The 26,953-nt window shown below is 58.0% G+C and carries 24 protein-coding genes; 15 read left to right on the forward strand and 9 right to left on the reverse strand.

Annotated features, from left to right (window positions below; translation table 11 throughout):
- Positions 1 to 3 precede the first annotated feature (3 nt).
- The 3 genes from zapE to AC3WK5_RS03235 form a co-directional block, all read right to left on the reverse strand.
- Positions 4 to 1,122, reverse strand: coding sequence for a cell division protein ZapE (zapE, locus tag AC3WK5_RS03225; protein WP_103314696.1), 1,119 nt, complete (start codon positions 1,120 to 1,122; stop codon positions 4 to 6).
- A gap of 124 nt (positions 1,123 to 1,246) precedes the next feature.
- A complete protein-coding gene (locus tag AC3WK5_RS03230; protein ID WP_103314519.1) occupies positions 1,247 to 1,588 on the reverse strand; it encodes a nuclear transport factor 2 family protein in 342 nt (113 codons plus the stop codon).
- Positions 1,589 to 1,639: 51 nt separating this feature from the next.
- The gene (locus tag AC3WK5_RS03235; protein WP_103314518.1) at positions 1,640 to 2,356 is read right to left on the reverse strand and encodes a helix-turn-helix transcriptional regulator; all 717 of its coding nucleotides are present in this window, start codon (positions 2,354 to 2,356) and stop codon (positions 1,640 to 1,642) included.
- 665 nt (positions 2,357 to 3,021) lie between these two features.
- Here AC3WK5_RS03235 and AC3WK5_RS03240 point away from each other — a divergent pair.
- From AC3WK5_RS03240 to AC3WK5_RS03255, 4 genes are all read left to right on the forward strand, one after another.
- Positions 3,022 to 3,396, forward strand: a complete 375-nt coding sequence (locus AC3WK5_RS03240; RefSeq protein ID WP_103314517.1) for a DUF6124 family protein — start codon at positions 3,022 to 3,024, stop codon at positions 3,394 to 3,396.
- Positions 3,397 to 3,735: 339 nt separating this feature from the next.
- A complete protein-coding gene (locus AC3WK5_RS03245) occupies positions 3,736 to 5,208 on the forward strand; it encodes a nucleobase:cation symporter-2 family protein (protein WP_103314516.1) in 1,473 nt (490 codons plus the stop codon).
- Positions 5,209 to 5,266: 58 nt separating this feature from the next.
- Positions 5,267 to 5,740: an LEA/WHy family protein gene (locus AC3WK5_RS03250; protein WP_103314515.1), complete on the forward strand. Its 474-nt coding sequence runs from the start codon at positions 5,267 to 5,269 to the stop codon at positions 5,738 to 5,740.
- A 54-nt stretch (positions 5,741 to 5,794) separates the two neighbouring features.
- Positions 5,795 to 6,340 (forward strand): GNAT family N-acetyltransferase, encoded by a 546-nt coding sequence (locus AC3WK5_RS03255; protein ID WP_103314514.1) that lies wholly within the window; start codon positions 5,795 to 5,797, stop codon positions 6,338 to 6,340.
- On the opposite strand, the gene AC3WK5_RS03260 is transcribed toward AC3WK5_RS03255, so the two are convergent.
- Complete coding sequence (locus AC3WK5_RS03260; protein ID WP_103314513.1) at positions 6,333 to 7,253, reverse strand: carbon-nitrogen hydrolase family protein; 921 nt, start codon at positions 7,251 to 7,253, stop codon at positions 6,333 to 6,335. The two genes, AC3WK5_RS03255 and AC3WK5_RS03260, sit on opposite strands and share 8 nt — an antisense overlap.
- Before the next feature lie 84 nt (positions 7,254 to 7,337).
- On the opposite strand from AC3WK5_RS03260, the gene AC3WK5_RS03265 reads away from it, so the two are divergent.
- Complete coding sequence (locus AC3WK5_RS03265) at positions 7,338 to 8,261, forward strand: LysR family transcriptional regulator (protein ID WP_103314512.1); 924 nt, start codon at positions 7,338 to 7,340, stop codon at positions 8,259 to 8,261.
- Between the two features lie 16 nt (positions 8,262 to 8,277).
- Here AC3WK5_RS03265 and AC3WK5_RS03270 read toward each other — a convergent pair whose 3' ends face one another.
- Positions 8,278 to 8,529, reverse strand: a complete 252-nt coding sequence (locus AC3WK5_RS03270) for a hypothetical protein (protein ID WP_019690567.1) — start codon at positions 8,527 to 8,529, stop codon at positions 8,278 to 8,280.
- 165 nt (positions 8,530 to 8,694) lie between these two features.
- Between AC3WK5_RS03270 and AC3WK5_RS03275 the strand changes: the two genes are divergently transcribed.
- The gene (locus AC3WK5_RS03275; RefSeq protein WP_103314511.1) at positions 8,695 to 9,012 is read left to right on the forward strand and encodes an ElaB/YgaM/YqjD family protein; all 318 of its coding nucleotides are present in this window, start codon (positions 8,695 to 8,697) and stop codon (positions 9,010 to 9,012) included.
- Between the two features lie 195 nt (positions 9,013 to 9,207).
- Here AC3WK5_RS03275 and AC3WK5_RS03280 read toward each other — a convergent pair whose 3' ends face one another.
- Positions 9,208 to 10,248 carry an Ldh family oxidoreductase gene (locus AC3WK5_RS03280; protein ID WP_103314510.1) on the reverse strand — a complete coding sequence of 347 codons (1,041 nt, stop codon included), beginning with the start codon at positions 10,246 to 10,248 and terminating at the stop codon, positions 9,208 to 9,210.
- 252 nt (positions 10,249 to 10,500) lie between these two features.
- Here AC3WK5_RS03280 and AC3WK5_RS03285 point away from each other — a divergent pair, with 252 nt between their 5' ends.
- On the forward strand, positions 10,501 to 15,330 hold the full coding sequence (locus tag AC3WK5_RS03285; RefSeq protein WP_256585088.1) for a dermonecrotic toxin domain-containing protein: 4,830 nt from the start codon (positions 10,501 to 10,503) through the stop codon (positions 15,328 to 15,330).
- Between the two features lie 356 nt (positions 15,331 to 15,686).
- Positions 15,687 to 16,064 (forward strand): fe2+ zn2+ uptake regulation protein, encoded by a 378-nt coding sequence (locus tag AC3WK5_RS03290; protein WP_103314509.1) that lies wholly within the window; start codon positions 15,687 to 15,689, stop codon positions 16,062 to 16,064.
- Between the two features lie 16 nt (positions 16,065 to 16,080).
- Here AC3WK5_RS03290 and AC3WK5_RS03295 read toward each other — a convergent pair whose 3' ends face one another.
- Positions 16,081 to 16,269, reverse strand: a complete 189-nt coding sequence (locus AC3WK5_RS03295) for a hypothetical protein (protein WP_019690573.1) — start codon at positions 16,267 to 16,269, stop codon at positions 16,081 to 16,083.
- A gap of 157 nt (positions 16,270 to 16,426) precedes the next feature.
- Here AC3WK5_RS03295 and AC3WK5_RS03300 point away from each other — a divergent pair, with 157 nt between their 5' ends.
- The 6 genes from AC3WK5_RS03300 (at position 16,427) to AC3WK5_RS03325 (ending at position 23,987) form a co-directional block, all read left to right on the forward strand.
- Positions 16,427 to 16,558, forward strand: a complete 132-nt coding sequence (locus AC3WK5_RS03300; RefSeq protein ID WP_256583727.1) for a hypothetical protein — start codon at positions 16,427 to 16,429, stop codon at positions 16,556 to 16,558.
- 308 nt (positions 16,559 to 16,866) lie between these two features.
- Complete coding sequence (locus AC3WK5_RS03305) at positions 16,867 to 18,114, forward strand: MdfA family multidrug efflux MFS transporter (protein ID WP_103314508.1); 1,248 nt, start codon at positions 16,867 to 16,869, stop codon at positions 18,112 to 18,114.
- Positions 18,115 to 18,136: 22 nt separating this feature from the next.
- Positions 18,137 to 19,264: a LuxE/PaaK family acyltransferase gene (locus AC3WK5_RS03310; protein WP_103314507.1), complete on the forward strand. Its 1,128-nt coding sequence runs from the start codon at positions 18,137 to 18,139 to the stop codon at positions 19,262 to 19,264.
- A 1-nt stretch (position 19,265) separates the two neighbouring features.
- On the forward strand, positions 19,266 to 21,698 hold the full coding sequence (locus AC3WK5_RS03315; protein WP_103314506.1) for an acyl-CoA reductase: 2,433 nt from the start codon (positions 19,266 to 19,268) through the stop codon (positions 21,696 to 21,698).
- 34 nt (positions 21,699 to 21,732) lie between these two features.
- Complete coding sequence (locus AC3WK5_RS03320; protein WP_103314505.1) at positions 21,733 to 23,025, forward strand: phenylacetate--CoA ligase family protein; 1,293 nt, start codon at positions 21,733 to 21,735, stop codon at positions 23,023 to 23,025.
- Positions 23,022 to 23,987, forward strand: coding sequence for a GNAT family N-acetyltransferase (locus AC3WK5_RS03325; RefSeq protein ID WP_103314504.1), 966 nt, complete (start codon positions 23,022 to 23,024; stop codon positions 23,985 to 23,987). The genes AC3WK5_RS03320 and AC3WK5_RS03325 overlap by 4 nt, the downstream gene beginning before the upstream one ends.
- Here AC3WK5_RS03325 and AC3WK5_RS03330 read toward each other — a convergent pair.
- Entirely contained in the window at positions 23,945 to 24,871 is a 927-nt protein-coding gene (locus AC3WK5_RS03330; RefSeq protein WP_103314503.1) for a LysR family transcriptional regulator, read from the reverse strand. The genes AC3WK5_RS03325 and AC3WK5_RS03330 overlap by 43 nt on opposite strands.
- A 117-nt stretch (positions 24,872 to 24,988) precedes the next feature.
- Between AC3WK5_RS03330 and AC3WK5_RS03335 the strand changes: the two genes are divergently transcribed.
- Complete coding sequence (locus tag AC3WK5_RS03335) at positions 24,989 to 25,984, forward strand: aldo/keto reductase (RefSeq protein WP_103314502.1); 996 nt, start codon at positions 24,989 to 24,991, stop codon at positions 25,982 to 25,984.
- 57 nt (positions 25,985 to 26,041) lie between these two features.
- On the opposite strand, the gene AC3WK5_RS03340 is transcribed toward AC3WK5_RS03335, so the two are convergent.
- The gene (locus tag AC3WK5_RS03340; RefSeq protein WP_103314501.1) at positions 26,042 to 26,578 is read right to left on the reverse strand and encodes a hypothetical protein; all 537 of its coding nucleotides are present in this window, start codon (positions 26,576 to 26,578) and stop codon (positions 26,042 to 26,044) included.
- Positions 26,579 to 26,953 lie beyond the last annotated feature (375 nt).

Genomic DNA, 26,953 nt, shown 5'->3' on the forward strand with positions numbered 1-26,953 from the left:
GTTTCAGGCTTCGGCAAAGCGCCGTAATTGCATTTCCTTCAACCGACTGTGGGTCCGGCGAAACGGGAACTCCAGGTAACCCTCGGTATACAGCTCATCCATCGGCACCTGCGCGTCGAGGTACAGTGGCACTTTGCGGTCGTAGCACTCGTCAACCAGCGCGATGAAGCGCCGCACGCTGTCATCGTGTATCGACAATTGCGGCAGCTCGCGGTCGCCGGCCTCGACGCGCTCGGCGCCATCCTCAGTACCGCGGGCAATGCGGCCGGGGCGCTGATGGGCGCTGAGACTGGGGACTTCGCTCAACAAAATAGCGTTGAAACGGTCACACAGCGCCATGAAGTCCATCGCCGCAAATGGTTGCTCGCACAGGTCCGCGTAACGGCACCAGAGTACGGTTTCACTGGCCTTGACGACCGTCACCGAGCGATAGCCGATGATCACCGGATCGCTGGATACCGGCTGTCCTTCGGTCAGTTGTTTGAACACCTCACTCATTGGATCGGGCTGACCGGGTGCGCTGACCCAATAACGCTGCAGCGCTGCGCCAGGATGCAATCGGTGATCTTCGCCACCGTCCACCGCCACCACCTGCATGTGGCCTTTGATCGCGGCAATCCCCGGCAAAAACCGGTCACGGTTGAAACCGTCTGCGTAGAGCTGATCCGGTGGTTGGTTGGAGGTGCAGACCATCACCACGCCTTCGTCGAACATCACCTGAAACAATCGCCCGAGGATGATCGCGTCACCGATGTCATTGACAAACAATTCGTCGAAACACAGCACCCGCACATCCCGGGCCAACTCACGGGCCAGAGCCCGCAACGGGTCGGCGGTGCCGGTCAGTTGAAACGAGCGCTGATGCACCCAGCCCATGAAATGGTGAAAGTGCTGACGCCGCGCCGGCACCCGCAGGCTTTGGTAAAACTGATCCATCAACCAGGTCTTGCCACGCCCGACCGGTCCCCAGAGGTAAACCCCGGTGACCGGCGTTCGGCCCTGATGCAAGGCTTCGTGACATTGTTGCAACGCCAGAACGGCATGTTCTTGCGCGGCATCGGGGACGAAGCCTTTTTGCTTGATTGCGTAGTGGTAAGCGCTGAGGGGCGAATCGAAAGTCATATCGGCCATGGGTCAGTGCACAAAACGCCAAGTATGGCACGCTCAGCGCAGGAGCACGGCTTGCCGGCGATGGCGATCTCACGGACGCCATCGCTGGCAAGCCAGGCTCCCACAGGGAATGTGGTTAGAGCGAGATGTCGAGTCGGGCGATCTTGCCTTGCTCGTTCAGACGGAACACGTAGCGCAATTCCAGCGGGCTGCCGGGGAACGTGCCGGAAATCAGGTTACTGAGCAATACTTTGCCGGTGCGTTGCTGCACGTCCAGCACCTCGACCCGAGGCTGGTAACGGCGTGCGGTGTCTTCCATCCATTGGGCGATGGCCTGGGTGCCGACCTGATGGGCGCCCTCATCGAAAACATTCGCATCCTCGGCGAAAAAACTGGCGACCGCCGAACTGTCACGGGCATTGGCGGCAGCGATATAAGCGGCAATGGCAGGTGCGAGTGAAACGGCTGGGTTCGACATGGTACGGCTCCTTGTTGATTGATTCTGGAGCCATGCTAAAACAACGCTGTGTCAATTCTTGTCAGGAGTGAATCGCCCTGCTTCATCCAGTTGCATCGCCTTGCGCCAGGCTCGCAACAGGTCGCTGCGACGACCCGGATAGCGTTCACCGAGCTCTTGGGCGGCGGCAATCCGGTCGGTACGAAAGGTTCGATAATCCCCGCGCAACTCGCACCAGGCAACGATCACCCGCGCCTCATTCAGAAACCCCAGCGCCAACGGCCAGATCAACCGCTGGCTGGGGGTTTTGTTCACGTCCGCGTAATCGATATGCAACTTGGCCTGCGCACGAATCGCCTGGCGAAACACATTCAATTCCACAGCGTTTTGCGGATAACCGTAACCCGGTGGCCCCGGCAAAACCGTCGGGTTGCGCAAGGCTTCCTGAGCGTCCGGCGCCAATACGGCGGCAATCTTCGCCAACGCATCGGCAGCGGCTTTGCTCAACACCTCATCACCACGCTGATCGACATAACGCAAACCCAGCACCACCGCTTCCGTCTCGTCGGCATTGAGCATCAGCGGCGGCAGAAACAAACCGCTACGCAACACATAGCCGATACCCGCCTCGCCAAAGATCGGCGCGCCGAGGGCCGTCAGTTCGGCGATATCGCGGTACAGCGTGCGCTCCGAGATCTCCAGTTCACTGGCCAATGTCGCCGCCGTCACCGGACGACTTTTACCGCGCAGCACTTGCAACAAGGTCAACAACCGACTGGTACGCGACACGATCCGCCTGCTCTTTGGAATGAAGTTCGGCGGAGCTTAGCAGAGGCCACTGTCAGAAACTGTCAGCAGCAAAAGCCCCCAACAGGGTTATTGATCGACCTTATGCCTGGCCCGGAGATGATGTGCAGCGGCGTTTGCCCTTTGTAGCAGCTGCCGAGCCCGCGAGGCTGCGTTAGAGGCGGGCCGCGTTCGGACGCAGTCCTCGCAAATCCCGCGTACGCGGTTCGCCTGAAAGAACGTGTTGCCTGATTTTACGACTGCTTCGCAGCCGAACGCAGCCTCGCGGGCTCGGCAGCTGCTACGACGGGTGTTTAAGCTTGCCTACGCAGTGCCCATCAGAGGCTACAACGCCTTGCGTCATGGCCTACACCTACGCCAGAATCCGCCGGCTTGTGCGCATTGGTCCTCGCCTCTATCGTTTCCGTGTCGCTAAATATCAGCGATCGGGTTTGGTAGCCCGAGTTCGGCTAAGGCGCACAGCGCCGACATTTCCACTCAGTGGGCAGTTTCATTTTGCCTGTTGTTTGTTATGGCGGCTGTGCGCAGGGTGCCTTCGGGCACGCCGGTTTCCTTAGTCCCGGTCTACCAACCTGCGTTCAGTCGCCACCTTATTGTTTGGTAGCAATAGGTGCGACTCCAATCGACTTAGACTTAGGAGTTTCACCATGTTCAAAGCCACGCCCAATCCGCCCGAAACCGATCCGGTTTCCCCCTACGCCTCCCTCAATTCAAAAGAACTCCACGCCGCCGCGCACCGTGCGCTCGATCACTACCTGGTGCTGCCCGAAACCAAGACATTGCTAGCCGACCGCCGTCCCGGCTGCATTTTTGTCATCGCCCCGGATGTCGACAGCGAAACCCTGCTGGCCCACGCCTGCGAGACCCTCGCCTCGGCCAATGTCATGTCCAGCGATCTGGCGTTCGAACTTGAAGGCCCCAAGCGCAATACCGCACTGGCAATTCAGCAGATGATTTCCCTGGCCGAGTTGGCGGTGAATCGCGCCCTGGACCACCTCGATCCACCTGATTCACCGCAGTAATAAGCAACACCGGGGGGACTCTTGTGGCGAGGGGGCTTGTCGGAACGCCGCACCGCCCCGTTCGGCTGCGCAGCAGTCGTCACCCCGGGCAAAGGAAACTTCCAGATACACCGCGGACACCGGTTTTAGGGTCGCTTCGCGCCCCAACGGGGGCAAGCCCCCTCGCCACAGGTTCTCGGGCTTGTCTGCGCACAACACAAAACCCGCCACCTTTTCACAAGGCTGGCGGGTTTGTCGTTCCAGCCCCGTCCGTTTTAAACAACCGCGCGTTGCCCTCGATGCCCGCGGCTGGCATCCTGCGCCTCCCTTTTCTGACCTGGCCTTTTTGGCGCCCTCCCCGTGACCTCATCTGACCACTCGAAAACTGCGCTTCGTTCCGACCTGATCTACGGCCTCAACGACCGCCCGCATTTCACCGCGACCATCTTCGCCGCCCTGCAACACGTACTGGCGAGCTTCGTCGGGATCATCACACCGACCCTGATCATGGGAAGCGCCCTGGGCCTGCAAAGCGAAATCCCCTACCTGATCAGCATGGCGCTGTTCGTCTCGGGCCTGGGCACTTTCGTTCAGGCGCGGCGCTTCGGGCCGATCGGTTCCGGCCTGCTGTGCCTGCAAGGCACCAGTTTCTCGTTCATCAGCGTGATTCTCAGCGCCGGGTTCATGGTCAAAGCGCGTGGTGGCGGCACCGATGAAATCCTCTCGACGATTTTCGGCGTGTGCTTCTTTGCCGCGTTCATTGAAGTGGTGCTGAGCCAGTTCATTGGCAAGTTGCGAATGCTGATCACCCCGGTAGTCACCGGCACCATCATCACCCTGATGGGCTTGTCGCTGGTCAAGGTCGCCATGACCGACATCGCCGGCGGCTTTGGCGCTGCGGACCTGGGCGCCGCAAGCCACCTGGCGCTGGCCGCATTGGTGCTTGGCACCATCGTTGTGCTGAATCGGGTCGATGTACCGTTCTTGCGTCTGGGCGCCATTGTCATTGGCCTGACCCTCGGTTACGTCGTCGCGTGGCTGATGGGCGATGTCGATTTCACCAACATGACTGCTGTGCCGCTGATGAGCGTGCCGGTGCCGTTCAAGTACGGCTTCAACTTCGATTGGGTGGCGTTCGTTCCGGTGGCGGTGATTTTCCTGGTCTCGCCGCTGGAAGCAGCCGGCGACCTGACCGCCAACTCGATGATTTCCCAGCAACCGGTCAAAGGCCCGATCTACATTCGGCGGATCAAGTCCGGTTTGCTCGCCGACGGTCTCAACTCGGCAATGGCGGCGGTCTTCAACAGCATGCCGATGGTGACCTTCGCGCAGAACAACGGGGTGATCCAACTGACTGGCGTGGCCAGCCGTTACGTCGCGTTCTTTATCGCCGGACTGCTGGTAGTGCTCGGGCTGTTCCCGATGATTGGCGCCGTGCTGCAACTGATGCCCAAACCAGTGCTGGGCGGTGCTGAGCTGGTGATGTTCGGTACCGTGGCGGTGGCCGGGATCAAGATCCTCGCCGAGGCCGGTCTGCATCGGCGCAACATGCTGATCGTCGCCATTTCGCTGGGCATGGGGCTGGGTGTTGCGGCCGTACCGGAAGTGCTGCGCGAATTGCCCAAGGCGTTGCACAACATCTTCGAGTCGCCGATCACCGTCGGCGCATTGTGCGCTATCGTGCTGAATATCTTCCTGCCCGAAGAGTTCATCGAGCTGGAAGAAGACGATTTTGATCCGGAAGCTTCGATCCTCACGGTCATGGAGAACCCGGATGTCACGCCCCACGGCGAACCACTCAAGCCTTCCGTGGTCGCACAGGTGAACCGCTAACGCTGCTCGAGGGTCGAGCCGCCGGCGGTTCGACCCTTATCTTTACGAGAGCTCGTTCATGCGCAGATTCCTCGCCTTAAGCCTTTCCCTGCTGTTGCTCAGCCTGAGCGCCTGCGCCCTGTTCCCCAATCGTGATCCGCTGAACATCAACGTGGTCGGCATTGAACCGCTGCAAAACCAGGACCTGGAAGTGCGCTTTGCGGTGAAACTGCGCCTGCAAAATCCCAACGAAACGCCCATTTATTACAACGGCGTGGCCCTGAGCCTGGAGGTCAACGGCCAACCGCTCGCCACTGGCGTGAGCGATCAAACAGGATCGATCCCGCGTTACTCCGAAGCGATCATCAGCGTACCCGTGAGTATTTCGGCGTTCTCCGTGCTGCGCCAGACCCTTGGCCTGAGCCAGACACAATCGCTCAACAACCTGCCTTATGTATTACGCGGCAAACTGTCTGGCGGCGTGTCAGGCACCGTCCGTTTTGTCGACAAAGGCACACTCAACCTGCCGGGCTCGACAGCCGGCATCTGGTAAATCAACGGCAGAACACGGCGCTTGTTACTAACAAACAGGGAAGTGGATTCAACCATGGAAAGATCCCCCACGCTGTACACCGAACGCTTGATCCTGCGGCCACTGGAACTGGCCGATGCCGAAGCGATTCAACAGCACTTCCCGCACTGGGAAGTGGTGCGCTACCTGAATGCCCTGGTCCCGTGGCCCTATCCAGCGGATGGCGCGTTGGCTTACCTGCGCGACATCGCCCTGCCGGCGATTGCCCGTGGCGAAGAATGGCATTGGTCGATTCGCTTGAAATCAGCGCCCGAGCAGTTGATCGGCAACGTCAGCCTGATGAACGAGCCGGACAACAACCGAGGCTTCTGGCTCAGTCCGCAGTGGCAAGGCCAAGGGCTGATGTCCGAAGCCAGCGCTGCAGTTACTCAATACTGGTTCGAGACCCTCGACCGCTCGCTTTTGCGGGTGCCCAAGGCCGCGCCCAACCTGGCGTCGCGGCGGCTTTCGGAGCGCACCGGAATGCGCTTGATTCACTGCGATGAAGGCGATTTTGTCGGTGGGCGTTTCCCCAGGGAGCTCTGGGAAATCACCCGCGAAGAGTGGCGGCGTCTCAGATAAACCGCACACCGGGTTTGGCCCGTTCATCCACGGTCAGCTCGAACACGTCCGGGCGCGCATAGTGCCCGACCACGTCGTAGTCGTAGCGCGCACGCACCAGTTCATCGGTGTCGATCTCGGCCGTGAGCAGCCCCGCACCGCCCAACAACGGCCCGGCCAGCACGTCGCCCATCGGGCCGATGATCAGGCTACCGCCGGCAATCAACGGGCGCTCGGCCGGCCAGTTGGCAATTTCCAACCCCAAGGCTTGTGGCGATAGCTGGACCTGGCAGGCGCTGACCACGAAACAACGGCCTTCATGAGCGATGTGGCGCATGCTGACTTGCCACATTTCGCGTTCGTCGACCGTTGGCGCGCACCAGACTTCCACACCTTTGGCGTACATCGCCGTGCGCAGCAGCGGCATCATGTTTTCCCAGCACACCGCGGCACCAATGCGCCCGACCTGGCTGTCGATCACCGGCAGTGTCGAGCCGTCGCCCTTGCCCCAGATCAACCGCTCGGTGCCGGTGGGCATCAGTTTACGGTGCTTGGCGACCAACCCGGCTTGCGGTTCAAAGAACAACGCGGTGCAGTACAACGTGCTGCCTGAACGCTCGATCACCCCCAGCACCAGATTCGCCCCGGTGCGCGCAGATAACCCGGCCAAGGCTTCGGTTTCGACACCCGGCACATCGATGGCATTGGCGAAATAGCGCGCAAACGCCTCACGACCTTCCGGCAGTCGGTAACCCAACCGCGTGCCGAAGCCTTCGCCCTTGGGGTATCCGCCGAGCAACGCCTCAGGCATGACCACCAGCCCGGCGCCGGAGTCGATGATCGCCTGTTCATAAGAAAGTATCTGTTCCAGGGTCTCGCCCTTGCCACCTGGCAACGAACCGATTTGCAGTGCAGCAACAATGGATTTTGGCATCGCGGTAACTCCTGAGCATCGAGGTATTGCTCATTCTCCGGCCACCGCCGATCATGAATAAAGCCCCGTTCACTGCTGAAAGATATGAGCCAAATGAATATCGCCGACATCGACCTCAACTTGCTCAAAGTCTTCGAAGCGCTGCACGACGAGTCCAGCGCCAGCCGCGCCGCACTGCGCCTGGGCGTCACGCAATCCGCGGTGAGTGCAGCATTGCGCCGGCTGCGCGACGTCTATGCCGATCAACTGTTCGTACGCACCGGTCGCGGCCTGGCACCGACATTGCGCGCCAATCAATTGAAGCCGGTCGTCAGCGACGCGCTGAACAAGTGCCGACAAAGCCTGGCGATGGTCGATCCGGCGGCCAACCAGTACGAAGGTCGTTCAGTGATTGTCGGTTTATCGGATGATTTCGAGATTGCCTACGGTCGGCGATTGATCGAGAAAATCGCCCAGCGCGCGCCAAAGCTGCGGCTGATCTTTCGCCAGACCCACAGCCAGATCGTGGCTCAGGCCTTGATGGAGCGCAGCGTTGACCTGGCGATCACCGCCGGCGGTTTTGCCGAACGCTTACTCAGCCGTCAGGTGCTGGGGGAAGGCGGCTATCAGTGCCTGGTCGACCCCGACAGCCTGGCCGACGGACAACAGGCAATAGGCCTCGACGAGTTTGTCGCTCGCGAGCACATTCTGGTGTCGTCTGGAGGGTTTATCGGCATTACCGATGAGGGTTTGGCGGGGCTGGGGCTAAGTCGGCGGGTGTGCGCATCAACCACGCATTTTGCTGCATTGCCGTTCCTGCTCAAGGGCAGCCAGGCCGTGGCGACGATCCCCGCCCATGCGGCGCAAAGCATCGCCGCACTCAGCGGGCTGACGGTGCTGCCCTGCCCGCTGGCACTACCGCGCTATCCGATTGAACTGGGCTGGCGGACCAACAGCCAGCTGGATCCGCTGTTGCTGAAGGTCCGCGAAGCAATCGTCGCCAGCTTCCTACAAACACCACCCGTGTAGGAGCTGTCGCAGTTTCCTACTTGGCAGCCATCAAGCGATTGACTTCGCTGCGGACCATGTTCGCGTATTCCGGCGGTGACATAGCGTCCAGTTCAGAGCGCACCCACTCGGCCCATTTGCCTTTACGCTTGGAGCGCTCGCCGAACAAGCGTGCCGCTTCGCCTTTGGATTTACCCAGGTTGCTCTGCCAGAGATCGAACAGACGGGACTTTTCATCTTCAAGCGCAGCGCGCTCGGCAAGGGGCTTGTCGGCCAGATTGAAGCTCATGGGAGTTACCTGCTGCATAAAATTGGCAACATCTTACACTGTAGGTGGAAATCTCCGGAGGCAGATTTTCCATTGGCGTTGAGTTTCAGGGCAAAAAGCCTGCAACTTTTCCGCCGCGCCTACACTCCATTGATCACTGTCCCAAAACCAGCAAGGAGTCACCTGATGGCCCGAAAAACCCCGGTGCAAGCAAACGATGAGCAAATCAAGGATCAGGTCTTCAGCGAGCTGCAAGCGTTGATCGAAGAATCGGAGAAGCTGCTCAAAAGCAGTGCCTCGCTGGTCGGAGAGGAAGCTGAAAACCTGCGCGAACAAGTCGCGCTGAAACTGCGCCAGGCACGTCATTCCGTCTCCAGCGTGCGTGAGCGGACCCGCCCGGTGGTCGAGGCGACCGAAACCTACATTGGCGGTCACCCTTGGCAAACCGTTGCGATCTCGGCCGGGTTCGGTCTGGTGGTGGGATTGCTGCTGGGGCGGCGCTGAAGTAACAACAACGCCCCCATCGAACAGCAACGATCTAATGTGGGAGCGGGCTTGCTCGCGAAAGCGGACTGACAGTCAACATGGATGTTGAATGTGATGGCCTCTTCGCGAGCAAGTCGGATCGCCGCACCGCCGCTCCCACAGGTTCTGCGTCTTAACTAATTGGCACTAAACCCATAGTTCGCCTTTCTCAACTCAATTACCCGCCAGTTCGTGCAATTGCGCCAGGGTCTGCACATCGAGCGCGATGCCCCCGGCCAACGACTTGGCCCGCTCGCGGTGACGGCGGTCACCCGGCAAACGCCGCAGTCCCACAGCATGCATCTGCCTGACCAGTTCTTCACTGCGTTCGGCGAAGCTCTGCCCGGCGGCTTTGCTCGGGTCGATCACAATCAGTAACTGGCCGGTCCACGGGGTTTTTGCCCCAGGATGATTCGACCAGTCGAACTCGAACGAGAAGTTGCCACCGGTCAACGCTGCCGCCAGCAGTTCGACCATCATCGACAACGCCGACCCCTTGTGCCCGCCAAACGGCAGCAATGCGCCGCCCTCCAGGATGGCTTTCGGGTCCTGCGTTGGCTGGCCCAGGCTGTCGACACCCATGCCGGGTGGCAGACGCTCGCCCTTGCGCGCAGCGATCTGCACGTCGCCATGGGCGATGGCGCTGGTGGCCAGGTCGAACACGATCGGGTCTGCACCCGCACGGGGTGCCGCGAACGCAATCGGGTTGGTGCCAAACAGCGGACGATCAGCACCGTGCGGCACCACGCAGGTCATGCTGTTGACCACGCTCAGCGCCACCAGGCCTTCATAGGCAAAGGGTTCGACGTCTGGCCAAAGTGCAGCGAAATGATGGGAGTTGCGGATCGCCATGACCGCGATGCCGGCGCTGCGGGCTTTCGCCACCAACAGTTCGCGGCCTGCAGCCAACGCCGGTTGGGCGAAGCCGTTGCCGGCATCCACCCGGACAAAACCCGAGGCCACATCCTCGACCACTGGAACGGCCTTGCCATTGACCCAACCGCTGTTCAGCGTCGAGACATAGCCGGGCATCCGGAACACGCCATGGCTGTGGGCACCATCGCGTTCGGCGCCCGCACAGTTTTGCGCCAGCACCCGGGCAACCTCGGGGCTTGTGCCATGCCTTAGAAATATCGATTCCAGTAGGCCAACCAACTCTTCGTACGACAAGTGTTGCGAGACTGCATTGACGGCATGATCGTGTGGCACAGACATCTGAAGCTCCAGGTTTTTTATTGGAGGGGGCAACAGCGTACGGGGACCTTACGGGCTGATTAAACACCGTTTTGCGAGCCCTCTGTCAACCTTCGTCGTTCAACGACGCCGAGACCTGCAACGGGCCTGATCATCAACGACGCAGGCGCCGCGCATGCACTAACTATCTACCACCGTTTGACGCTGCCACGACTCTAGCCTTGGGCTTTCTTCCTGCGACGTAGAACCGTCGCTTCAGCTGAGGCAAAAACAATGACTGACGATTCGTTACCGCTCTTTTTTCCTGAAGCATTACGCGACACCCGAATATTGAGCCCACGCATCAGGGCCATGGGCTTCACACTCGCGGACCTGTCCTGGCTGCGTAACATTGAACTGGCGACCCACGCGCTTCGTTCGGCGCAAACATCGCCAATGACCGTCGAGAACATCATGTTGAAGGCCGCTGGGTCAGACGCCGAGCCCCTTGCGGGCAGCTTCGTGATGCATCCGGTGCCCAACGGCACACAGGCCATCCTCTACACACCCTATGGCGGGCTGCAAAAGTTCGATGACCGACAAGCATTGTTGAAGGCGCTGGACGACAAACTGAAAAATGCTACAGAGCGCAAGGACCTGTTGTGCTTTCTCCCCATCTCCCGACGCAATGCGCTAAGTACCGACAACGCATTCACCTTGGCAGGCCAAGTCATTGACGGCCTGGTATTCGAAGATCAGACCCGTATTCTGAAACAGTGCCATCGTGAGAATGTCGAGCTCATGCTCCAGGAGCTGAGTGCAATACCGACACTGACGGCCATGCTCAATCAATTGCTCAACAACGCGCTGCGCAAGTCCTTTCCCAGGCTCGATCAAAGCGCCACCCATGTCAGCTTTTTCGTTGAAAGCCGGACCGCTGGAACGACGAACACCGCCATCGCTCGACACCAGGTGGACTCCATGCCCCTGAGTGATGCGCTACTGCGTTTTTACCTGCATCAGACATGGCCTTCGGGACAGGTTCGCGAGTTCACCAATCCTCTACAACCCTCCTCCCCCGTTAACCCGGTACATCAGTATCAGTGGGAGCAGGCCACAAAGGAGCTCGCAGCGAGTTTGATGCCCATGCTGGCAAGTCTGCTGCAGGTCTATTGGGCAACAGACGTGCATACAGGTGTTTCTCGCCGGGACTTCTTTGCTCAAGCCATGAGCGACAAAGCCCGAACGGATCTGTTGTTGAAGCGCCAGAGTGCAATCATCAGCCCTGAGCAAAGCCTGGCATTAACCGCACTCCTCGACCAGGAAAGCACTACACGCAGCAACGCTGGCAGCGACCTGAAACCGGAAAAAATCCGCATCTGGGAACACCGCGAGCATTTCGTCGAACTGGCTGGCGCCATGATGCTGAACGGCGACTCCACGGCTTATCTGTATACCCAGTCCAATGGCTTGCAGGTCCTGAAAGATTACGCAGACCTGAAAGCGATCATACAAACCATGGTCACGTCGGCCGGACACGACGACGAGCTATACAGCTTGCTGACACGGCAACAGCGTGATGTATTTCTGGGCTTCGACAAGCCTGAGGTGTCGGGAGTACCGATGTTCGGTCCAGTCTTTCACGACATGCTCGACGACATCATCGCCAAGCAACAACACAGCATCACGGATGCACTGGACACCTGCCGACACAGCGATGGTGTCATCGATGTCCAGGCCTTGTTCGACCGTGCGCTGGATGTGCGTGGCATGCTCGACAATCAGCTGCTGGCGACAGCAATCACGGAGCGCTGGAGCACGCGCCCGCTGATTTCCGGCGACAATCGCCCTTCGGTCGTATTGGCTGACAAGGCCGCCCTGTCGCTAAAAACAATACGCAGCGTTCAATCCTCCCTTGAGGTGAAAACAGCCGCTCAACCTTCGGGAAGTGTTGAACAACAAGGCACTTTTCTGGAGACCATCAAGACCGATCTCGCCCATGCAATGTCGGTGGGAATCCGCGGTGAGGCCGCACTTCGTGTGAGCACCAAGACGCTCCATGCGGACGAAAAGGCCATCATCGATACCGTGCTCAACCCCGACAAGCCGACCCGAAGGCAAAGGCAAGCGCTGCACGGGTTTCGGCCAGATGCCTGGTCGTTGACGCTTGAGTGCTCGAACGAGCCGGATCTGCTGCCGCTGGCCAACTGCTTTTTGCTGACCGAGCGTGGCGGGCTTGACCCGTCACACTCCGGTCGGGCGATCCTGTGGACGCCCGGGCGCGGGCTCGAAACCTTCAGCTCCGTCACCAGTGTCAAGGTCGAGTTGGGCAGGCGCCTCCTGGATGACGAGCAACGAATGCTGCTCCTGGAAAATATCCCTCGCACGCAATATCGCCCACACCGAACCTACACGCTTGGGCCGTTTCGATTGATTGAAAGAAATATGCTTCAGGAGTGCCAACAGTCAGCCATCAAACAGTATCTGGACGCCCGAAGGCATACCCATTCACTCGAGTTGCCGAGCTCGGTGGTACGGGCTGATTTTGAGCAACACAAACAGACTCCCACCCCACTCAACCTTCAGCGTGCGATGCAGATTGCCGAGGGGATCGTTACGCAACAATCACTCCCCGTCTGGCTCGGGGCGGCACCCGAGAGTGAAGTGCTGCGACACGTGGAAATACTGGAGCAATTACGCCACAGCATAGAGAGCGGCAAAGACTACCTGCATGATGTCAAGCCGCTGACGGACTATGCCCGCGAACAACTGAAAGCGCTAATGACCAGGCAATTTCCGGGAGCCAGTCTCGATCCGGATCAACTGTGGGTGACGCCCAATCTGGCGCTGGCCGGTCCTGCGCGAACATTGACCGATTTTGCGCTGAACCCTACCAATACATTGCAAAACACCGGGTTCAGCATTGCCTCGAAAATCGCCCAGACGCTCCCGACGGCCCTTGATGCCAGCGCAGTCAAAAGGCTTTTGCTGCAGCTGGACATCAAGGCGACCTATCGTCAATTTCTTTCGGATACATTGGCGAGCGACGCGCCAGGTGTCGCGACCCGACTGCTTCGATTCATCAAGCAACTGCCCTGGCAACTGCTGTTGCATGCCCACACGCTGAAGCTTCAGGGAAAACTTTCCGAACGTGGCTTCGGCTTGGTTCAGCAAGTTCTGGACATGCCGGATGCCCTGGCACGCGCAGCGGTAACGGGCGCCAACGCAATCGTGCGTCCCTTGGAGCTGATCGCAACCGAAGGCGCTGCGGCCGTCAAGACACTAGGGCTCTACCTGATAGGAGAGCCCGCTGCCGGACCACAAATTCTGTACGCGCCATACGACAAGCATCTGGGGATCACCGAGTATGAACACGAAGCCAGCGTCGTGAGCGCAATCAACCTTCCGGGGGCTTTGCAGGATCTGCTGATCAGACGCCTGCCGGACCCGCATCAGGCGACCTACAAAAATTTGCTGGCCGGCAGCGGCACGTCTGATATCCGACTCGCGTCCAGTCCTATCGAAGGAAATCTGTTGCATCAACTGTTTATCGATAACAAAACGCTGCTGTCACACATGCTCGACAGTCAATCGCAACCTGCCGGGCAGTCCGACTGGGAGGCGCTCAAGGCATTGTTTAGCAAAGGCCTCAGGTACGGCATAGAGTTTCTGCCAGGCAAACTGGCGCTCCCGCGCCTTCTATGGGAAAGCTATACGTCATTCAAACAGTCGGCCGAGGCCCTACAGGACCATCATTGGAGGACTGCGCTCAAGACCTTTATCAACGGGGTGTCACAAATGGCGACACTGGGCCAGTTGTTGCATCAACCTGGCGCTTCGACCGCTGAGCCGGTTGTGCACAACGGACCTGTCGTCGAAAAGCCTTTCGTTGCCACCGAGATTGCCAAGGTCGATCTCACCTCTCCTTCTCGCACTGTGCTGCAATCCTTTGAAGCCAGCGCCATCGAGTTGAAAAAAACGGGTACCAAGGCTGTCGACGGCTCTTACCGTGACTCGACAACCAGACGCAAGTACGCCCCGGTCGACGGCAAGGTGTATCAAATCGAAAAGTTTGGTGTGGCAACTCGCATCGTCGATGATCAACGCCAGGGCCCGTATCTGCAGAACAGGGGAACGCAGTGGGTGCTGGATCCCGACCTGCATAGCGTTCATTTCGGTAAAGCCATGTCACGACTGCACAACAAGTACCAGTCTGACCTTGATGCGCGAAAGCAGATAAGCATTGAGGCCCAGGGCATGGAGGCCATCAGACAGCTCTACCCGGAAAGGGCCCGGATGATTGTCCAGTCGCTGGATCTGGCACGGTTCTACGCATTTAACAGCCTGCATAATCTGGCTCAATTGAAAGTGGCCACATCCGGAACACGACTGGATGGTTTTCTCAAAGCGTTCTTTGATGTGCCGACGATCGATAGAGCCATTCTGGATAAAATCAAGGCAACCATCGTTCCGCTCTGCAAAGCACTGGTAGATCCGACACTGGACAGGCTCGACAGCAAGCGTTTTGTCGTCGGTTCAAACCGTTATCCCGAAGACGGCTTGATTGCCTTTGTACTCGACGATGACCAGCAACAGAAAGTGCACTTTACAGAGAAGTTCTTCGATCAAAATCTACACCACTACAACCATGTGCTGACAGAGCCCTTTGATGTCGTTGCCCATGCGCAGGCGGCAACGCTTATCCATGAGTTCTCGCACCTGTTTTCAAGTACGCTGGATATCGCGTACCTGGAAGCGAGAAGACCCTTCAGCGACCTGATCTCGACGATCACCACTCAAGCCAGCCAGTTGAAACAGGATCAAGAGCAATTTCAGCGCGAGGCATTGTCGATGCACACCCCCGTCGATGAATTGTTCGCCTACTGGAACAGCACGCAGAAAACCTGGCAGGACCTCGATGACATTCCTGCCGCCAAACATCTGAGTGACCAGATCAAGACCATCACCGGCACCAGCAATCTGAGCGAAGCCCGCCGAGTGTTTCGCGACCGGGCTTCAGCGGATCGGCGGATCGACACCATCCTTCGCAATGCCGATTCTGTCGCACGTCTGGTCTGTGAAATGGGACGTCAACTCGACCCGGTACCTTTGGCCGACAATTGATGCCCGTGAATCAAACGTGAAGGGTAATGCTCGCGGACACGGCCACCGGCATGCTTCACGTTGGCGGCATTTACAACATCAACGAGCTTAAAACGCTGAAGGCCGCAACCCTGATGAGGGTCGCGGCCTTCATTTGGCCTGACTGCACGTGAATGTGCCTTGCCGAGTAACGAGTCAACATGAAAAAAGTTTAATGGTTCAGACCCCGACAAAACAGCACATCTCACCTTGCACTGACGTGGTTCCGACAAATTTTCTACATCCGAGCCCTCATGATTTGCGCAGCTCATTCGTCATTAATCAATGAGAGCACCCATCACTTTTTTACTGATCAGGCTCTGAAAAGGAGTTTTTGCATGTACAACTCGCAACTGCCAACGGATGGCACCCCTGCGGCAAACGGTTCGCTGAACCTGGACGCTCGCGCGCTCACCAAAAACGCTGAACGCCACAACAACGAGCGCATCAGGCAGCTGCTCAAAAGCTTTGGCCTGCGAACCAGCCTGATTCGCCTGAAAGTGATCGACGCGCTACTGACCGCCGCCGAAAACGATCGTCCGCAGGGAGTACGTGGGGTGCACAGCCACTTGCTGGACCTGGGTATTCCCCTGTCCTTTCTCAGCGTTCGCGAAGTGTTGAAGCGACTGTGCAGCGAAGGCCTGATTGTCTTGAACGAAGACAAGAGCTACAGCCTGCATCCGCAAGCCGCAGCCGTGCTCTACGGCAATCAATAACGCATTACCGCGTCGCTTAAGGTTTGACCTTGCGACGCATCACCCCGTTGATCACCACGACGATCACCGCAACGCCAATAGCGATGTACTGGAACAGCTTCTCGCTGATCATTCCGGCGTTCTGCATGTACGACAGACCAAGCATGATCCCCAATACGACAAGGGAGATCAGAATCGAATATTTCAAACGTTGCGACTGGGTCATTGCGGGTTCCTGAACCTGAAGATATGTATCGGGTTTGTATCGTGATGCATGCCAAGCCCATACGCTTCTTCGGGGATGAGCAGCTGCAAGCGGGGTCTCATGTTACAGCCCATGAAGCATTTTGGCTGCATGCGGTTCAAACGATGAGGATTGAGAAATGTACCGTCGAATCACACTGCTGATTCCCCTGCTGATTATCCTGACCATGAGCGGTTGTGTATGTTTCCCATGCGGAGGTGGCTGGCATGGCGACCACCGCTATCACCATGATGGCTACTACCGTCGTTGACTTTTACTAAGCAGGGGCAACTTGCATCATTAAGTTCCCCCTGTTCTCAACAATTGACAGCGTTTGAGAACACCACGAAAAAAGCCCGCCTCCCCGCGGGCTTTTTCGTACAAGGGTATTACACTTTGGCCTGCAAGATAATACCTGAAACATGCATCAGCACATTCGCCTGACATTCCCGCCAGAAATAACGCGACAACTATTACTACCAGCAAAACAATATTTTGGCTTGGCTTATTACTATTCCAGACTACTCTCACCCCTATCGCGATACTTCTATATAAATAAGCACTACACCCTGGAATTTTATGCTCAAGCCCATTATAAAAATCGGATCCTTTCGAGCGCTAGGTTTTTGCCTGGCGATTACAGCTTTTGAGTTACTGACCTACTTGGCCAGCGACATGATAATGCCTGCCATGTTGACAGTAACCGATGACTTGAACGCCAGTACTCGGCATATTCCATCGGCCTTCAATCTCTACTTGCTGGGGGGTGTTCTTCTGCAATGGCTGATTGGCCCGCTCGCGGATTGTTTTGGACGCCGAAAAGTTCTCTTGGTCGGTTGTGCAGTCTTTGCCATGACCTGCGTCATGACCCTCTGGGTGCAGAGTATTTTTGCATTCAACCTGCTGCGCCTGCTTCAGGGCATGGGCTTGGGGTTTGTCATCGCCGTCAGTTACCCCGCGCTGCAGGAGGTGTTCTGTGAAACCGACGCAGTCCGAATCATGGCCTTGCTGGGTAATGTTGCCCTGCTCTCCCCGCTCCTTGGCCCCCTGCTCGGGAGCCTGATACTGAAATGGATTTCCTGGCGTGAGCTGTTTCTCATGTTCGGCGTCCTTGGCATCGTCGTGTGGTTGGCGCTCTATTGGGTGATGCCGGAAACCATAGGCGTACTACGTCACGACGGTAACCGGTTAAACCCCACGCCATTCAAGCTGCGTGCGATAGCTCATCGATACATCGCCCTTCTCGGGAACCTCAGATTTATTTGCGCCAGTACTGCGCTCGGGCTGATGAGTTTGCCGCTGATCGCCTGGATCGGCCTGTCCCCATTGCTGTTGATTCAGGGGCAAGGGTTATCGGTTCTTGAGTACGGCCTGTGGCAGATCCCGGTCTTCGCCGCCGTCATCATCGGCAATCTGATACTGAACCTGATTATTTCCAGGACTCGCCTTGAAGGCTTGATTCAATGGGCGCTCTGGCCATTCTGCGCGGGCCTTGTGGCGCTCATCATTGCCAGCCGGTTTGCCCCTTCGATCCCGGTTCTCGTCGGTGGCCTGATGCTTTACAGCATTGGTCTTGGGATGAGCAACGCCGCGCTGTACCGCGCGGCGCTGTTGACCAGTGACGACAGCAAAGGATTGGTCTCGGCCATGTTGGGGATGATCTCCATCGCACTCATGGCCGGCGCAGGCTCGCTGATCGCAACGCTGGGGGCTGGCGAAGATCCGCGTTACTTCGCCCTGACAGTCGGTATCGCCGGGCTTCTGGCACTGGTGCCATTGCGCTGGGTTCTGCTGCCGGCCGCACCGGTGCCGGCGCACTCTCTATAACTCAATCAAAAAAGGATTTTTGATGATTCATCTACCCCACACCGATGCCTTATGTGCATTGCCACGGCCGTATTGTCTGGACGCTGTCCCGCCAGGCTTGTTCGACAACTCGATGCGTGAAACCAGTCTCTTTCACTGCCATCACACCCCCGGTTACGAGCATTGGCTGGAGGCCAACGGCCTGAGTGCCAGCGCGCTGGACAGCCTGGACGACTGGTCGCGCCTCCCTCCCCTGTACGCCAACTACTTCAAGCAACGCCTGCTGCTGAGCCCCACCGGGCAGGATGCCCTGGAGCTGACATCCTCGGGCACCAGCGGCCAGAAAAGCCGCATGCGCTATGACGTGCGAAGCATCACCGCGGCGCAGAACATGGTGACTCGGATCTTCGAGCATTACGACTGGATCAGCCACACCCCGTGCAACTATCTGTTGCTGAGTTATGAGCCTGTAGGCGCCATCAGCCTGGGAACCTCCTATACCGACCAGTTCCTGTGCCAATACGCGCCGGTCAACCGGGTGGTCTATGCGCTACGGGCCACGGGCAGCGGCCACGAGTTCGACGTGTTCGGCGTGATTGAAGCCCTGCACCAGTTTGCAATTGAAGGTTTACCGGTGCGCATCTTTGGTTTTCCTGCGTTTCTTTGGCAGGCCTTGCAACGCATGCAAGACCTTGAAGCACCCGACCTTGAGCTGCATCCCGATTCGCTGGTATTCCTTGGCGGTGGCTGGAAAACCCGGGCGAGCGAGGAAGTCCCCAGACAGCAACTTTATTCCCGGATTGCGCAGCAATTGAGGATAGATGCCAGTCGTTGTCGAGACGGGTACGGCGCTGTCGAGCATGCCGTGCCGTATATCGAATGCGCCAACCATCACTTTCATGCACCGGTTTACTCAAAGGTGTTTGTCCGTAACCCGAGCGACTTCGCCGTCCAGCCCTACGGCAAACGGGGTCTGTTGCACTTCGTATCGCCTTATATTTCATCGAGCCCGGCACACGCCGTGGTCATGAGTGACCTGGCAACACTGCACCCCGGTGCCGCCTGTGGCTGTGGCCTGGCTACCGACTGGTTTGAGTTGCATGGCCGCGCCGGAACCAGCGCCAGTCGCAGTTGCGCGATGGCCGCAGCCGAACTGATCGGGGGAGCTTGATATGTACCTGATCAATGGCCAACTGCACGACTCACTCACACCTGAGGCGGCCCTCGACACGCTGCTGCCAGGATTGGCGCAACAACTGGGGCAACCACCGACCAGCGAAAGGGTTCTTCAATGCGCGGACCGTTTCACACAGAAACTGCTGGCCCATCAACACCCCCTTGAACTCGATGAGGGGCAACGCCTGGAACTGATTGCGTTCTGCCAACGGAGCGCCTTGAGTGCAAAACTGGAACGTGAGTTGGGCGTGCAGCCGCGGTCACTACGGCGAATTGCCTACGATCAACCGCGGTTCGAAAACTGGTCCCCGTTAGGACTCGTGGTGCATATCACGCCTGCCAACGCGCCATTGCTGGGGTTCTGCGCAGTGCTGGAAAGCCTGCTGGTGGGCAACATCAACTGGCTGCGCCCAAGTTCCAGTGACAACAGCCTGAGTGCGCAATTACTGGCAGCGTTCCTCGAGTGCGATGCCAGCGGTTTATTGGCCAATTGCATCGCCGTGTTGCCTGTCGATACCGATCGCCTTGATCTTCTATGCGCTCACGCCGATGGCGTCAGCGCATGGGGTGGCGACGCAGCGCTCAAGGCCATTCGCCGGCTGGTTCCCAGCGGGTGCCGCTGGATCGACTGGGGTCACAAGATCAGTTTTGCCTACCTGTCGCCAGAAGCCGTGTCCCCCGCAGCGCTGGATACCCTGGTCGATGAAGTGTGTCGGCTCGACCAACAAGCGTGCTCCAGCCCGCAGTGGTTGCTGGTGGACAGTGATGACCCGCAAACCCTGCATGCTGTTGGCGGACAACTCGCTGATGCATTCGAACGCCGTGCCCGCCGCTGGCCAGCGTTGCTCCCGACAGCTCAGGAAGCCTGCGAGATCACCACCCGGATTGCCTTGGCGCGACTCGATCAAAGTTTTGCCGATGAGACAGGACGCGTCTGGTCCGGTGATGGATGGCGCATCATGTGGGAGCACCATCGCCGATTGGCACCTTCTCCGTTGTTTCGAACGCTGTTGTTACGGCCGATGCCAAACGCGTTGATTGCCGAGTCCCTGCTGCCGTGGCGCACGTATCTGCAAAGTTGTGCTCTGATCTGCACACCCCGGCAAACGCCAAGCCTGGTCAGGCAACTGCTGAGCGCGGGCGTCAATCGAATCGCCCCTCCCGAGCTGATTCATCAGGGTTACGCAGGCGAACCCCATGACGGTGTTTTCGCCCTGTCACGCTTTACCCGCAGGACCTCGGTAACCTTGCCGCCGCAGTTCTCGAGCAACCGCGCGACACTGGACCAGCCTCCTGGTGCCCCGGCGCAACTGAACGCGTACGCAGTGATGAACAAGGCGGATTTCATCGCGCAATCCGGTTCGTCCGACGCTCAACTGTTTTTCCGCTCAGGTGGTACCAGCGGCACTCCCGCCTTGGCTGGCTACAGCTATCGAGACTTTAGCCGGCAGATGCGCGCGGCGGCTGACGGCATGTTCGCCATCGGACTGACGCCGGGGCAGGATCGAGTGATGAATCTGTTCTACGGTGGCAGCCTCTATGGCGGGCTGTTCAGTTTTTCCAGGATCCTTGAACAGATGGGGGTCACGCACTTCCCCATGGGCGGCCCCCACGACGACGACTTCAGTGAAATAGCCCAACTGATTGTGGACCAGCGCATCAACACGCTGATTGGCATGCCCAGCACGTTGCAGCGTCTGTTTTTCAGCGAGCAGGATCGCCTCAAGGCCTACGGTGGGGTCAATAAAGTCTTCATGGGCGGCGAACATTCTGGCAATGCCAGCCGACGGTTGATGGAGCGTTGTGGGGTCTCGACGATTCGTTCCGCCCTCTACGGTTCTGTCGACGCCGGCCCTCTCGGTCATGCGTGCCCGGCGAGCGCAGATGGCGTTTTTCACCTGATGAGCGACATCCAGTGGCTGGAAATCGTCAACCTTGAACACGACGCTCCTGTCGAACCCGGCGAAGTCGGTCGTTTGCTCTTTACCTCGCGGGCACGCGAAGGTCAGACGATCATCCGTTACGAGGTCGGGGACACTGGACGTTGGCTGCCAGCAACCTGCCCTTGTGGCCTGGACACGCCTCGATTTGAACTGCAAGGAAGACACGGTCGACTGCTGCGGATCGCTTCGGACTTTGTCTCGATCAGCGATCTGGAAGAACAAGCCGCCACTCAACTGCAGCTCCTTCTTGATCACGACTCCAACGGAACCGAACGCTTGGTGGTGCGCGCAGAACATGATCCACAGACTCTACGTCAACGCCTGCTGGGCATCCCCGTTATTTCAACAGCCGTGAATAACCACCTGCTGGAACTTGATGTTCAAAGGTGTTCTCCCGACCGGTTCGAACGCAACAGGCACAGCGGCAAAGTACCCCTGATTATTGACTTGAGAACTGACTTTTCAGCGAGCAAGCATCACAACTGAACGCCTATTTTAAAACTATCAAGAGCCTGAACTCATGAACACTAACTATTCATTCGAAGAGTTGCTGCTGCACTCACGAAAACATTCTCACTATTACAAAACACACTTCAATCAACTACCAGAACATCACTGTACTGTCGAAGATCTACCACTCACCGTCGCTTCAGACTATTGGAATGGCAGCCACAATTTAAACACCTGGCCGGTACTGACCGGTAAAACCGAAAACGCCCTGATTTACAAAACCGGTGGTTCAACCGGCCAGGAAAAACTGGTGGCGTACACCCGTGATGAATGGCAGAACATGGTGACGCACTTCGGGAACGCCCTCTCGGGACAACTGTGCGATGGCGACCGGGTTGCCAATCTATTTTTTGCCGGCGACCTTTATGCCAGTTTTCTGTTTATCCATGAATCATTGGCCCATGTGTCGCCTTCCATCTGCGAGTTCCCGTTTGCCGGCGAAGTCGACTCCGCAACGCTTGCAGCGGCCATTGCCGAACACCAGATCAATGTCCTCGCTGGCGTACCCGCACAACTTCTGCGATTCGCCGCCGGCCTGGCCGAGCGACACGGCGTCCTGCCACAGATAACCACCGTGCTCTACGGTGGCGAAAGTCTGTTTGCCGCACAATTGCCGATGCTGGCTCAGGTCTTTCCCAATGCACGCGTCGCGTCCATTGGCTATGCCTGTGTCGACGCAGGACTCGTGGGCGCCAGCACCCGGGATTGTGAGGTGGGTGAACATCGGGTGTTTGATCAACAGACGGTGGTGGAAATTGTCGATGAACACACCCACGAGGTCATCGAGGAATGTCATCGCCCAGGCCAATTGATCATCACCAACCTGACCCGAAAGTTAATGCCACTGCTGCGTTATCCCGTCGGTGATCGCGCATGTTGGCGCGAGCCGAGCGGCACCCGGCAACGCAAATTCGCCTTGCTGGGACGTAGCGAACAGAGCATTCGTATTCGCATCGGTGTCATCTCGTTGTTCCAGGAGGAGATCGCCGAAATCCTTCTGCGCCTGGCCGATTGCTGGCAATGGCAGTTGGTGATCGAAAGTGTCGGGGTCAAGGATCGAATGACCCTGAGGTGGGTGCCCGCGCACGACTCGACGTCAACAAACGCTTCAATCCCGGCCATTCACGCAGCACTGCTGGGTCAGTACCCGGACATCAGCCAAATGATCGGCAGTGGTCAGCTTGAATGTGTCTTCAGCCCCTGCACGACCGGCGCATTACTGCTGCATCCACGCTCGGGAAAGCAGCGCCGGATCGTTGACCTGCGCGTGTATAGCGCCCCTCAGCGGGAGCCTGCTCCATGAGTACATTCAGGTTTCGACGTTTCAGGCAAGCGGACTCAGCCGCTGTCAGTGCGTTGTTTCGCCAGGTGTATGGGGAAAATTATGTACAGCCTGATGTCTATTTGCCGTCGATGATTGGCCAGCACAACGCCGACAACCGATGGCACTCAATGCTGGCGTTGATCGATGAATGCATCGTTGGCCACGCGGCATTGTGCAGGGATGCACATAGCCTGGATCACGCTGAATTCGCCTTGTGCCTCGTACACCCGCAAGCCCGGGGCAAAAACATCGCCACCCGGCTGGGTCGTGAACTGTTGCGGCGGGCGAGCCGACTCGGCCTCAAGAGCGTCTCGATCAAGCAGGTCACCCATCATCTCTACACCCAGCAAATGGCGCAAAAACTCGGTTTCAAAAACATCGGGCTGCTTCCCGACTATGTTCCCTCGCCCTTTGGTGAGTCCCATGAGGAAAGTGTTGTCATTGGCTATCAAATGGTCAAAGGGTATGCACATCCGTTACCGCAACTGGAATGGCCGGCGGCCTGTGCAACCTTCATGAGGCAACTGTCTGCGTCATTCGGCACCCGAAACGACACGCCATCACAACACTCTTTGCCAATGCAGATCAGCCAGCACCATGAGCGAGTGGAAGTCGTGCTTTATCAGTTGGACAAGAGCGTGCAGTTGCAGCTCCAGCAGCTACCCGCGCACTGGATGATCTCGATCAAGCTTGATCTGTCGCAGCACTCTCCACAGAACATGCGTCGACTCTGCGCCATCGATTTCGTATTTACCGGGTTGATGCCTGCGCCCGCGGCATCTGGCTGGTATGCATTGTTTCATCGTGGTGCAAAACTGCGGCCTGTGAGTTTCTACTGTCCGCACATGCAGCAACTGCACGACACCTTACTCCACCGGCAGCCAGAGTCGCCTCACCGTCAGTTACCTGAGTATCCGCGCAGCAGCCCGTTGCCCGGCTGAGCGCAAAGCTGCACCAGCCAGTCGACAAACACCCGCACCCGCAGAGACAACTGGCGGTGCGGAGGATAGAGCGCCGTCAGGGGTAACCCTGGCGGCGGCAGATGCTCTAACACCTCGCACAACGTTCCCTCGCGCAACTGCCGTGCAACGTGATAGTACGGCGTCTGGACCAGGCCATAACCCGCTTCACAAGAGGCCAGATAACCATCTGCGCTGTTGACCGCCACCTGTTTGGGCAGGTTCACCGGGTGCACGTGTCCGTCTATGTCAAATTCCAGGCCGAAACGCCTGCCGGTGGTGCTGGAGAAATACTCGACCATCTGATGCCCCGCCAAGTCCTCCAGACAGTGCGGCGTGCCCTGGCGTCGCAAGTAGTCGGGGCTGGCGCAGGTGACCTGGTCGAGCATCGCCAGAGGTCGCGCTACCAGCGAATCATCCAGAGACGAGCCACCGCGCAGCACACAGTCGACGCCCTCGCGAATCAGGTCGACCGGGCGATCGTTCAAGCCGATTTCCAACTCGATCAGCGGGTAACGCCGGGTAAATTCCGGCAAGGCCGGGATCACCAGCAAACGCCCGATGCCGGCAGGCATGTCGATACGCAAAAGCCCGCGTGGATTTTGCCGAGAGCTGGAAAACGCTGCCTCGGTCTCGTCCAGATCAGCCAGCAATCGCACGCAGCGCTGATAATACGCCGCGCCATCGGCGGTTGGACTGACGTGCCGTGTGGTGCGCTGCAACAGTTGCACGCCCAAATGCGCCTCAAGCTGCTTGATCAGGATGGTTACCGAAGCCCTGGGCATTTGCAGGCTGTCCGCGGCCTTGGCAAATCCTTCCAGCTCGACAATGCGAGTGAACACCCGCATGGCATTAAAACGGTCCATTGCTCTTGGTTACCTGCGGATTATTTAGAAATTACAAACAGTGATAGCGTTTTTAGCCGGTTTATCTTGTTTTTGTCGAGCGCAACAATGGGTCCACATCAAAAAAGGAGCGACACCATGCACACTCGTCAATTGGGCAAAAACGGCCCTCAGGTTTCTGCGATCGGTCTGGGCTGCATGGGCATGACCGACTTCTACACCACGGGCGGCGATACGTCCGAGGCATTGGCAACATTGCATCGCGCCATGGAGTTGGGCGTCAATTTGCTCGACACCGCCGATATGTATGGCCCGCACACCAACGAAGAGCTGATTGGCAAAGCGATTGCAGGCAAGCGCGACCAGGTGTTCTTGGCCAGTAAATTCGGCATCGTGCGTGATCCGTCCAACCCCACTGCACGCGGAGTCGATGGCCGGCCGCAGTACATCCGTGCTGCCATCGACGGCACGCTGAAACGTCTGGGCGTGGACACTCTGGACTTGTATTACCAGCATCGCGTCGATCCGGAGGTGGCCATCGAAGAGACCGTGGGCGCCATGGCCGAACTGGTCCAGGCCGGTAAAGTGCGCTACCTCGGCTTGAGCGAAGCCTCGGCGATAACCCTTGAGCGAGCGCATAAGGTTCACCCGATCAGCGCGCTGCAAAGTGAATACTCGCTGTGGAGCCGCGATCAGGAGCACAACGACTGCCTGGCGACCTGCCAGCGCCTGGGGATTGCCTTTGTGCCGTACAGCCCGCTCGGGCGAGGCTTTCTGACCGGCGCCCTGAAAAGTCCCGACGATTTTGCAGCGGACGATTACCGGCGCTTCAGCCCGCGCTTTCAGGGCGAAAACTTCAACAGGAATTTGCAGTTGGTCCAACAGGTGCAAACGCTGGCGGCAGAAAAAGGTGTGACCACAGGGCAACTGGCGTTGGCCTGGGTACTCGCGCAAGGCGACTACCTGATCCCAATTCCGGGTACCAAGCAACGCAAGTATCTGGAGGAGAACGTCGCCGCACTGGACGTTGCATTAAGTCTGGAAGACTTGTCGGCGCTGGAGGCGATTTTTCCGGATGACGCGGTGCTCGGGGCGCGTTACCCGCAAGCCGTCATGCAGATGCTCGATCGATAACACTGAGCGTCGCAGGCCCGTTCATGCCATGTAAGACGGGCCTGTTGCACTTGAAGATCAGGCTTTGCCGCTGACACCCTTGGTGTTCGGAACGGCGGGGCCATTGCCCATGCCATACGTCTTCAGGTTCTGCAGGACGTAAATCGCCTTCTTGTACTCGGGAATCAGGTGGTTGGCGTACTTGTTGCCTTTGAGGTTGTTGCTCTGGATGTTATCCAGCTGCGTGGCGAAGTACTCCAGCGCATTGAATTTTTCATCCAGGTTTTTCGGCACCCCAAAGCGATCGAACTTGTCGCCGGCGTTGAGCAGCGTCAGGGCCGTCACATCGCTGATCAAACCGCGATCGCGCAAAAAGGCGCTGATGTTTCCGAGCTGTTTGACCGTGACGGTCTCGGGGTCGAATCCCTTGAAATTCTTGTAGAGCTTCTGCTCGTTCATTTTCGCGGTGTTGAGCGCCAATGGGTCGTTGCCCACCAGTGCGAGCATCTGCTTGACTTTGACGCTCTGCGATACGGGTTTACTGCCACTCGTCCCGCCCTCGCGAATCAGTAATCCGGCCTTGCTGGTCCAGCCTCCGACATAACCGATGGTCATGAGAGTGCCCCTGTGCGCGGCGTGAGCCAGACCGGGAGCTGCCCCGAAGCGCGCAGACTTCCTTGTAAGGTGACCATAAAAAGTCCTTGTTCAACTGATGAATTGGTACGCGAGTATCAATGTGCCAGCGTCCCTCGGACTACAAATATTTCAGCTTTTTACAATTCTTGTACATTTCGGATACAAATCACCAAACCCTTGAATTCATTGACTTGAAACAATTGTTTAACAATCAGACCGTCACTGAATCAGGCTGATAACCCCGAAAGAAACCACGTCACCAGCCCGGAATGAAACCGCACATGGCTCATGTCCATGACCAACCGGTCGTCTGTAAAAGACCTTACTTGGGACCATGGTACTAAAGTCGGCCTG

It is taken from the genome of Pseudomonas sp. FW306-02-D09B (assembly GCF_058782685.1).

Bases quoted from the DNA above. Each gene is read 5' to 3' on its own strand.
- zapE (WP_103314696.1), bottom strand. From the start codon at position 1,122: ATGACTTTCGATTCGCCCCTCAGCGCTTACCACTACGCAATCAAGCAA.
- AC3WK5_RS03230 (WP_103314519.1), bottom strand. From the start codon at position 1,588: ATGTCGAACCCAGCCGTTTCACTCGCACCTGCCATTGCCGCTTATATC.
- AC3WK5_RS03240 (WP_103314517.1), top strand. From the start codon at position 3,022: ATGTTCAAAGCCACGCCCAATCCGCCCGAAACCGATCCGGTTTCCCCC.
- AC3WK5_RS03250 (WP_103314515.1), top strand. From the start codon at position 5,267: ATGCGCAGATTCCTCGCCTTAAGCCTTTCCCTGCTGTTGCTCAGCCTG.
- AC3WK5_RS03255 (WP_103314514.1), top strand. From the start codon at position 5,795: ATGGAAAGATCCCCCACGCTGTACACCGAACGCTTGATCCTGCGGCCA.
- AC3WK5_RS03260 (WP_103314513.1), bottom strand. From the start codon at position 7,253: ATGCCAAAATCCATTGTTGCTGCACTGCAAATCGGTTCGTTGCCAGGT.
- AC3WK5_RS03265 (WP_103314512.1), top strand. From the start codon at position 7,338: ATGAGCCAAATGAATATCGCCGACATCGACCTCAACTTGCTCAAAGTC.
- AC3WK5_RS03270 (WP_019690567.1), bottom strand. From the start codon at position 8,529: ATGAGCTTCAATCTGGCCGACAAGCCCCTTGCCGAGCGCGCTGCGCTT.
- AC3WK5_RS03275 (WP_103314511.1), top strand. From the start codon at position 8,695: ATGGCCCGAAAAACCCCGGTGCAAGCAAACGATGAGCAAATCAAGGAT.
- AC3WK5_RS03280 (WP_103314510.1), bottom strand. From the start codon at position 10,248: ATGTCTGTGCCACACGATCATGCCGTCAATGCAGTCTCGCAACACTTG.
- AC3WK5_RS03285 (WP_256585088.1), top strand. From the start codon at position 10,501: ATGACTGACGATTCGTTACCGCTCTTTTTTCCTGAAGCATTACGCGAC.
- AC3WK5_RS03290 (WP_103314509.1), top strand. From the start codon at position 15,687: ATGTACAACTCGCAACTGCCAACGGATGGCACCCCTGCGGCAAACGGT.
- AC3WK5_RS03295 (WP_019690573.1), bottom strand. From the start codon at position 16,269: ATGACCCAGTCGCAACGTTTGAAATATTCGATTCTGATCTCCCTTGTC.
- AC3WK5_RS03300 (WP_256583727.1), top strand. From the start codon at position 16,427: ATGTACCGTCGAATCACACTGCTGATTCCCCTGCTGATTATCCTGACC.
- AC3WK5_RS03305 (WP_103314508.1), top strand. From the start codon at position 16,867: ATGCTCAAGCCCATTATAAAAATCGGATCCTTTCGAGCGCTAGGTTTT.
- AC3WK5_RS03310 (WP_103314507.1), top strand. From the start codon at position 18,137: ATGATTCATCTACCCCACACCGATGCCTTATGTGCATTGCCACGGCCG.
- AC3WK5_RS03315 (WP_103314506.1), top strand. From the start codon at position 19,266: ATGTACCTGATCAATGGCCAACTGCACGACTCACTCACACCTGAGGCG.
- AC3WK5_RS03320 (WP_103314505.1), top strand. From the start codon at position 21,733: ATGAACACTAACTATTCATTCGAAGAGTTGCTGCTGCACTCACGAAAA.
- AC3WK5_RS03325 (WP_103314504.1), top strand. From the start codon at position 23,022: ATGAGTACATTCAGGTTTCGACGTTTCAGGCAAGCGGACTCAGCCGCT.
- AC3WK5_RS03330 (WP_103314503.1), bottom strand. From the start codon at position 24,871: ATGGACCGTTTTAATGCCATGCGGGTGTTCACTCGCATTGTCGAGCTG.
- AC3WK5_RS03335 (WP_103314502.1), top strand. From the start codon at position 24,989: ATGCACACTCGTCAATTGGGCAAAAACGGCCCTCAGGTTTCTGCGATC.
- AC3WK5_RS03340 (WP_103314501.1), bottom strand. From the start codon at position 26,578: ATGACCATCGGTTATGTCGGAGGCTGGACCAGCAAGGCCGGATTACTG.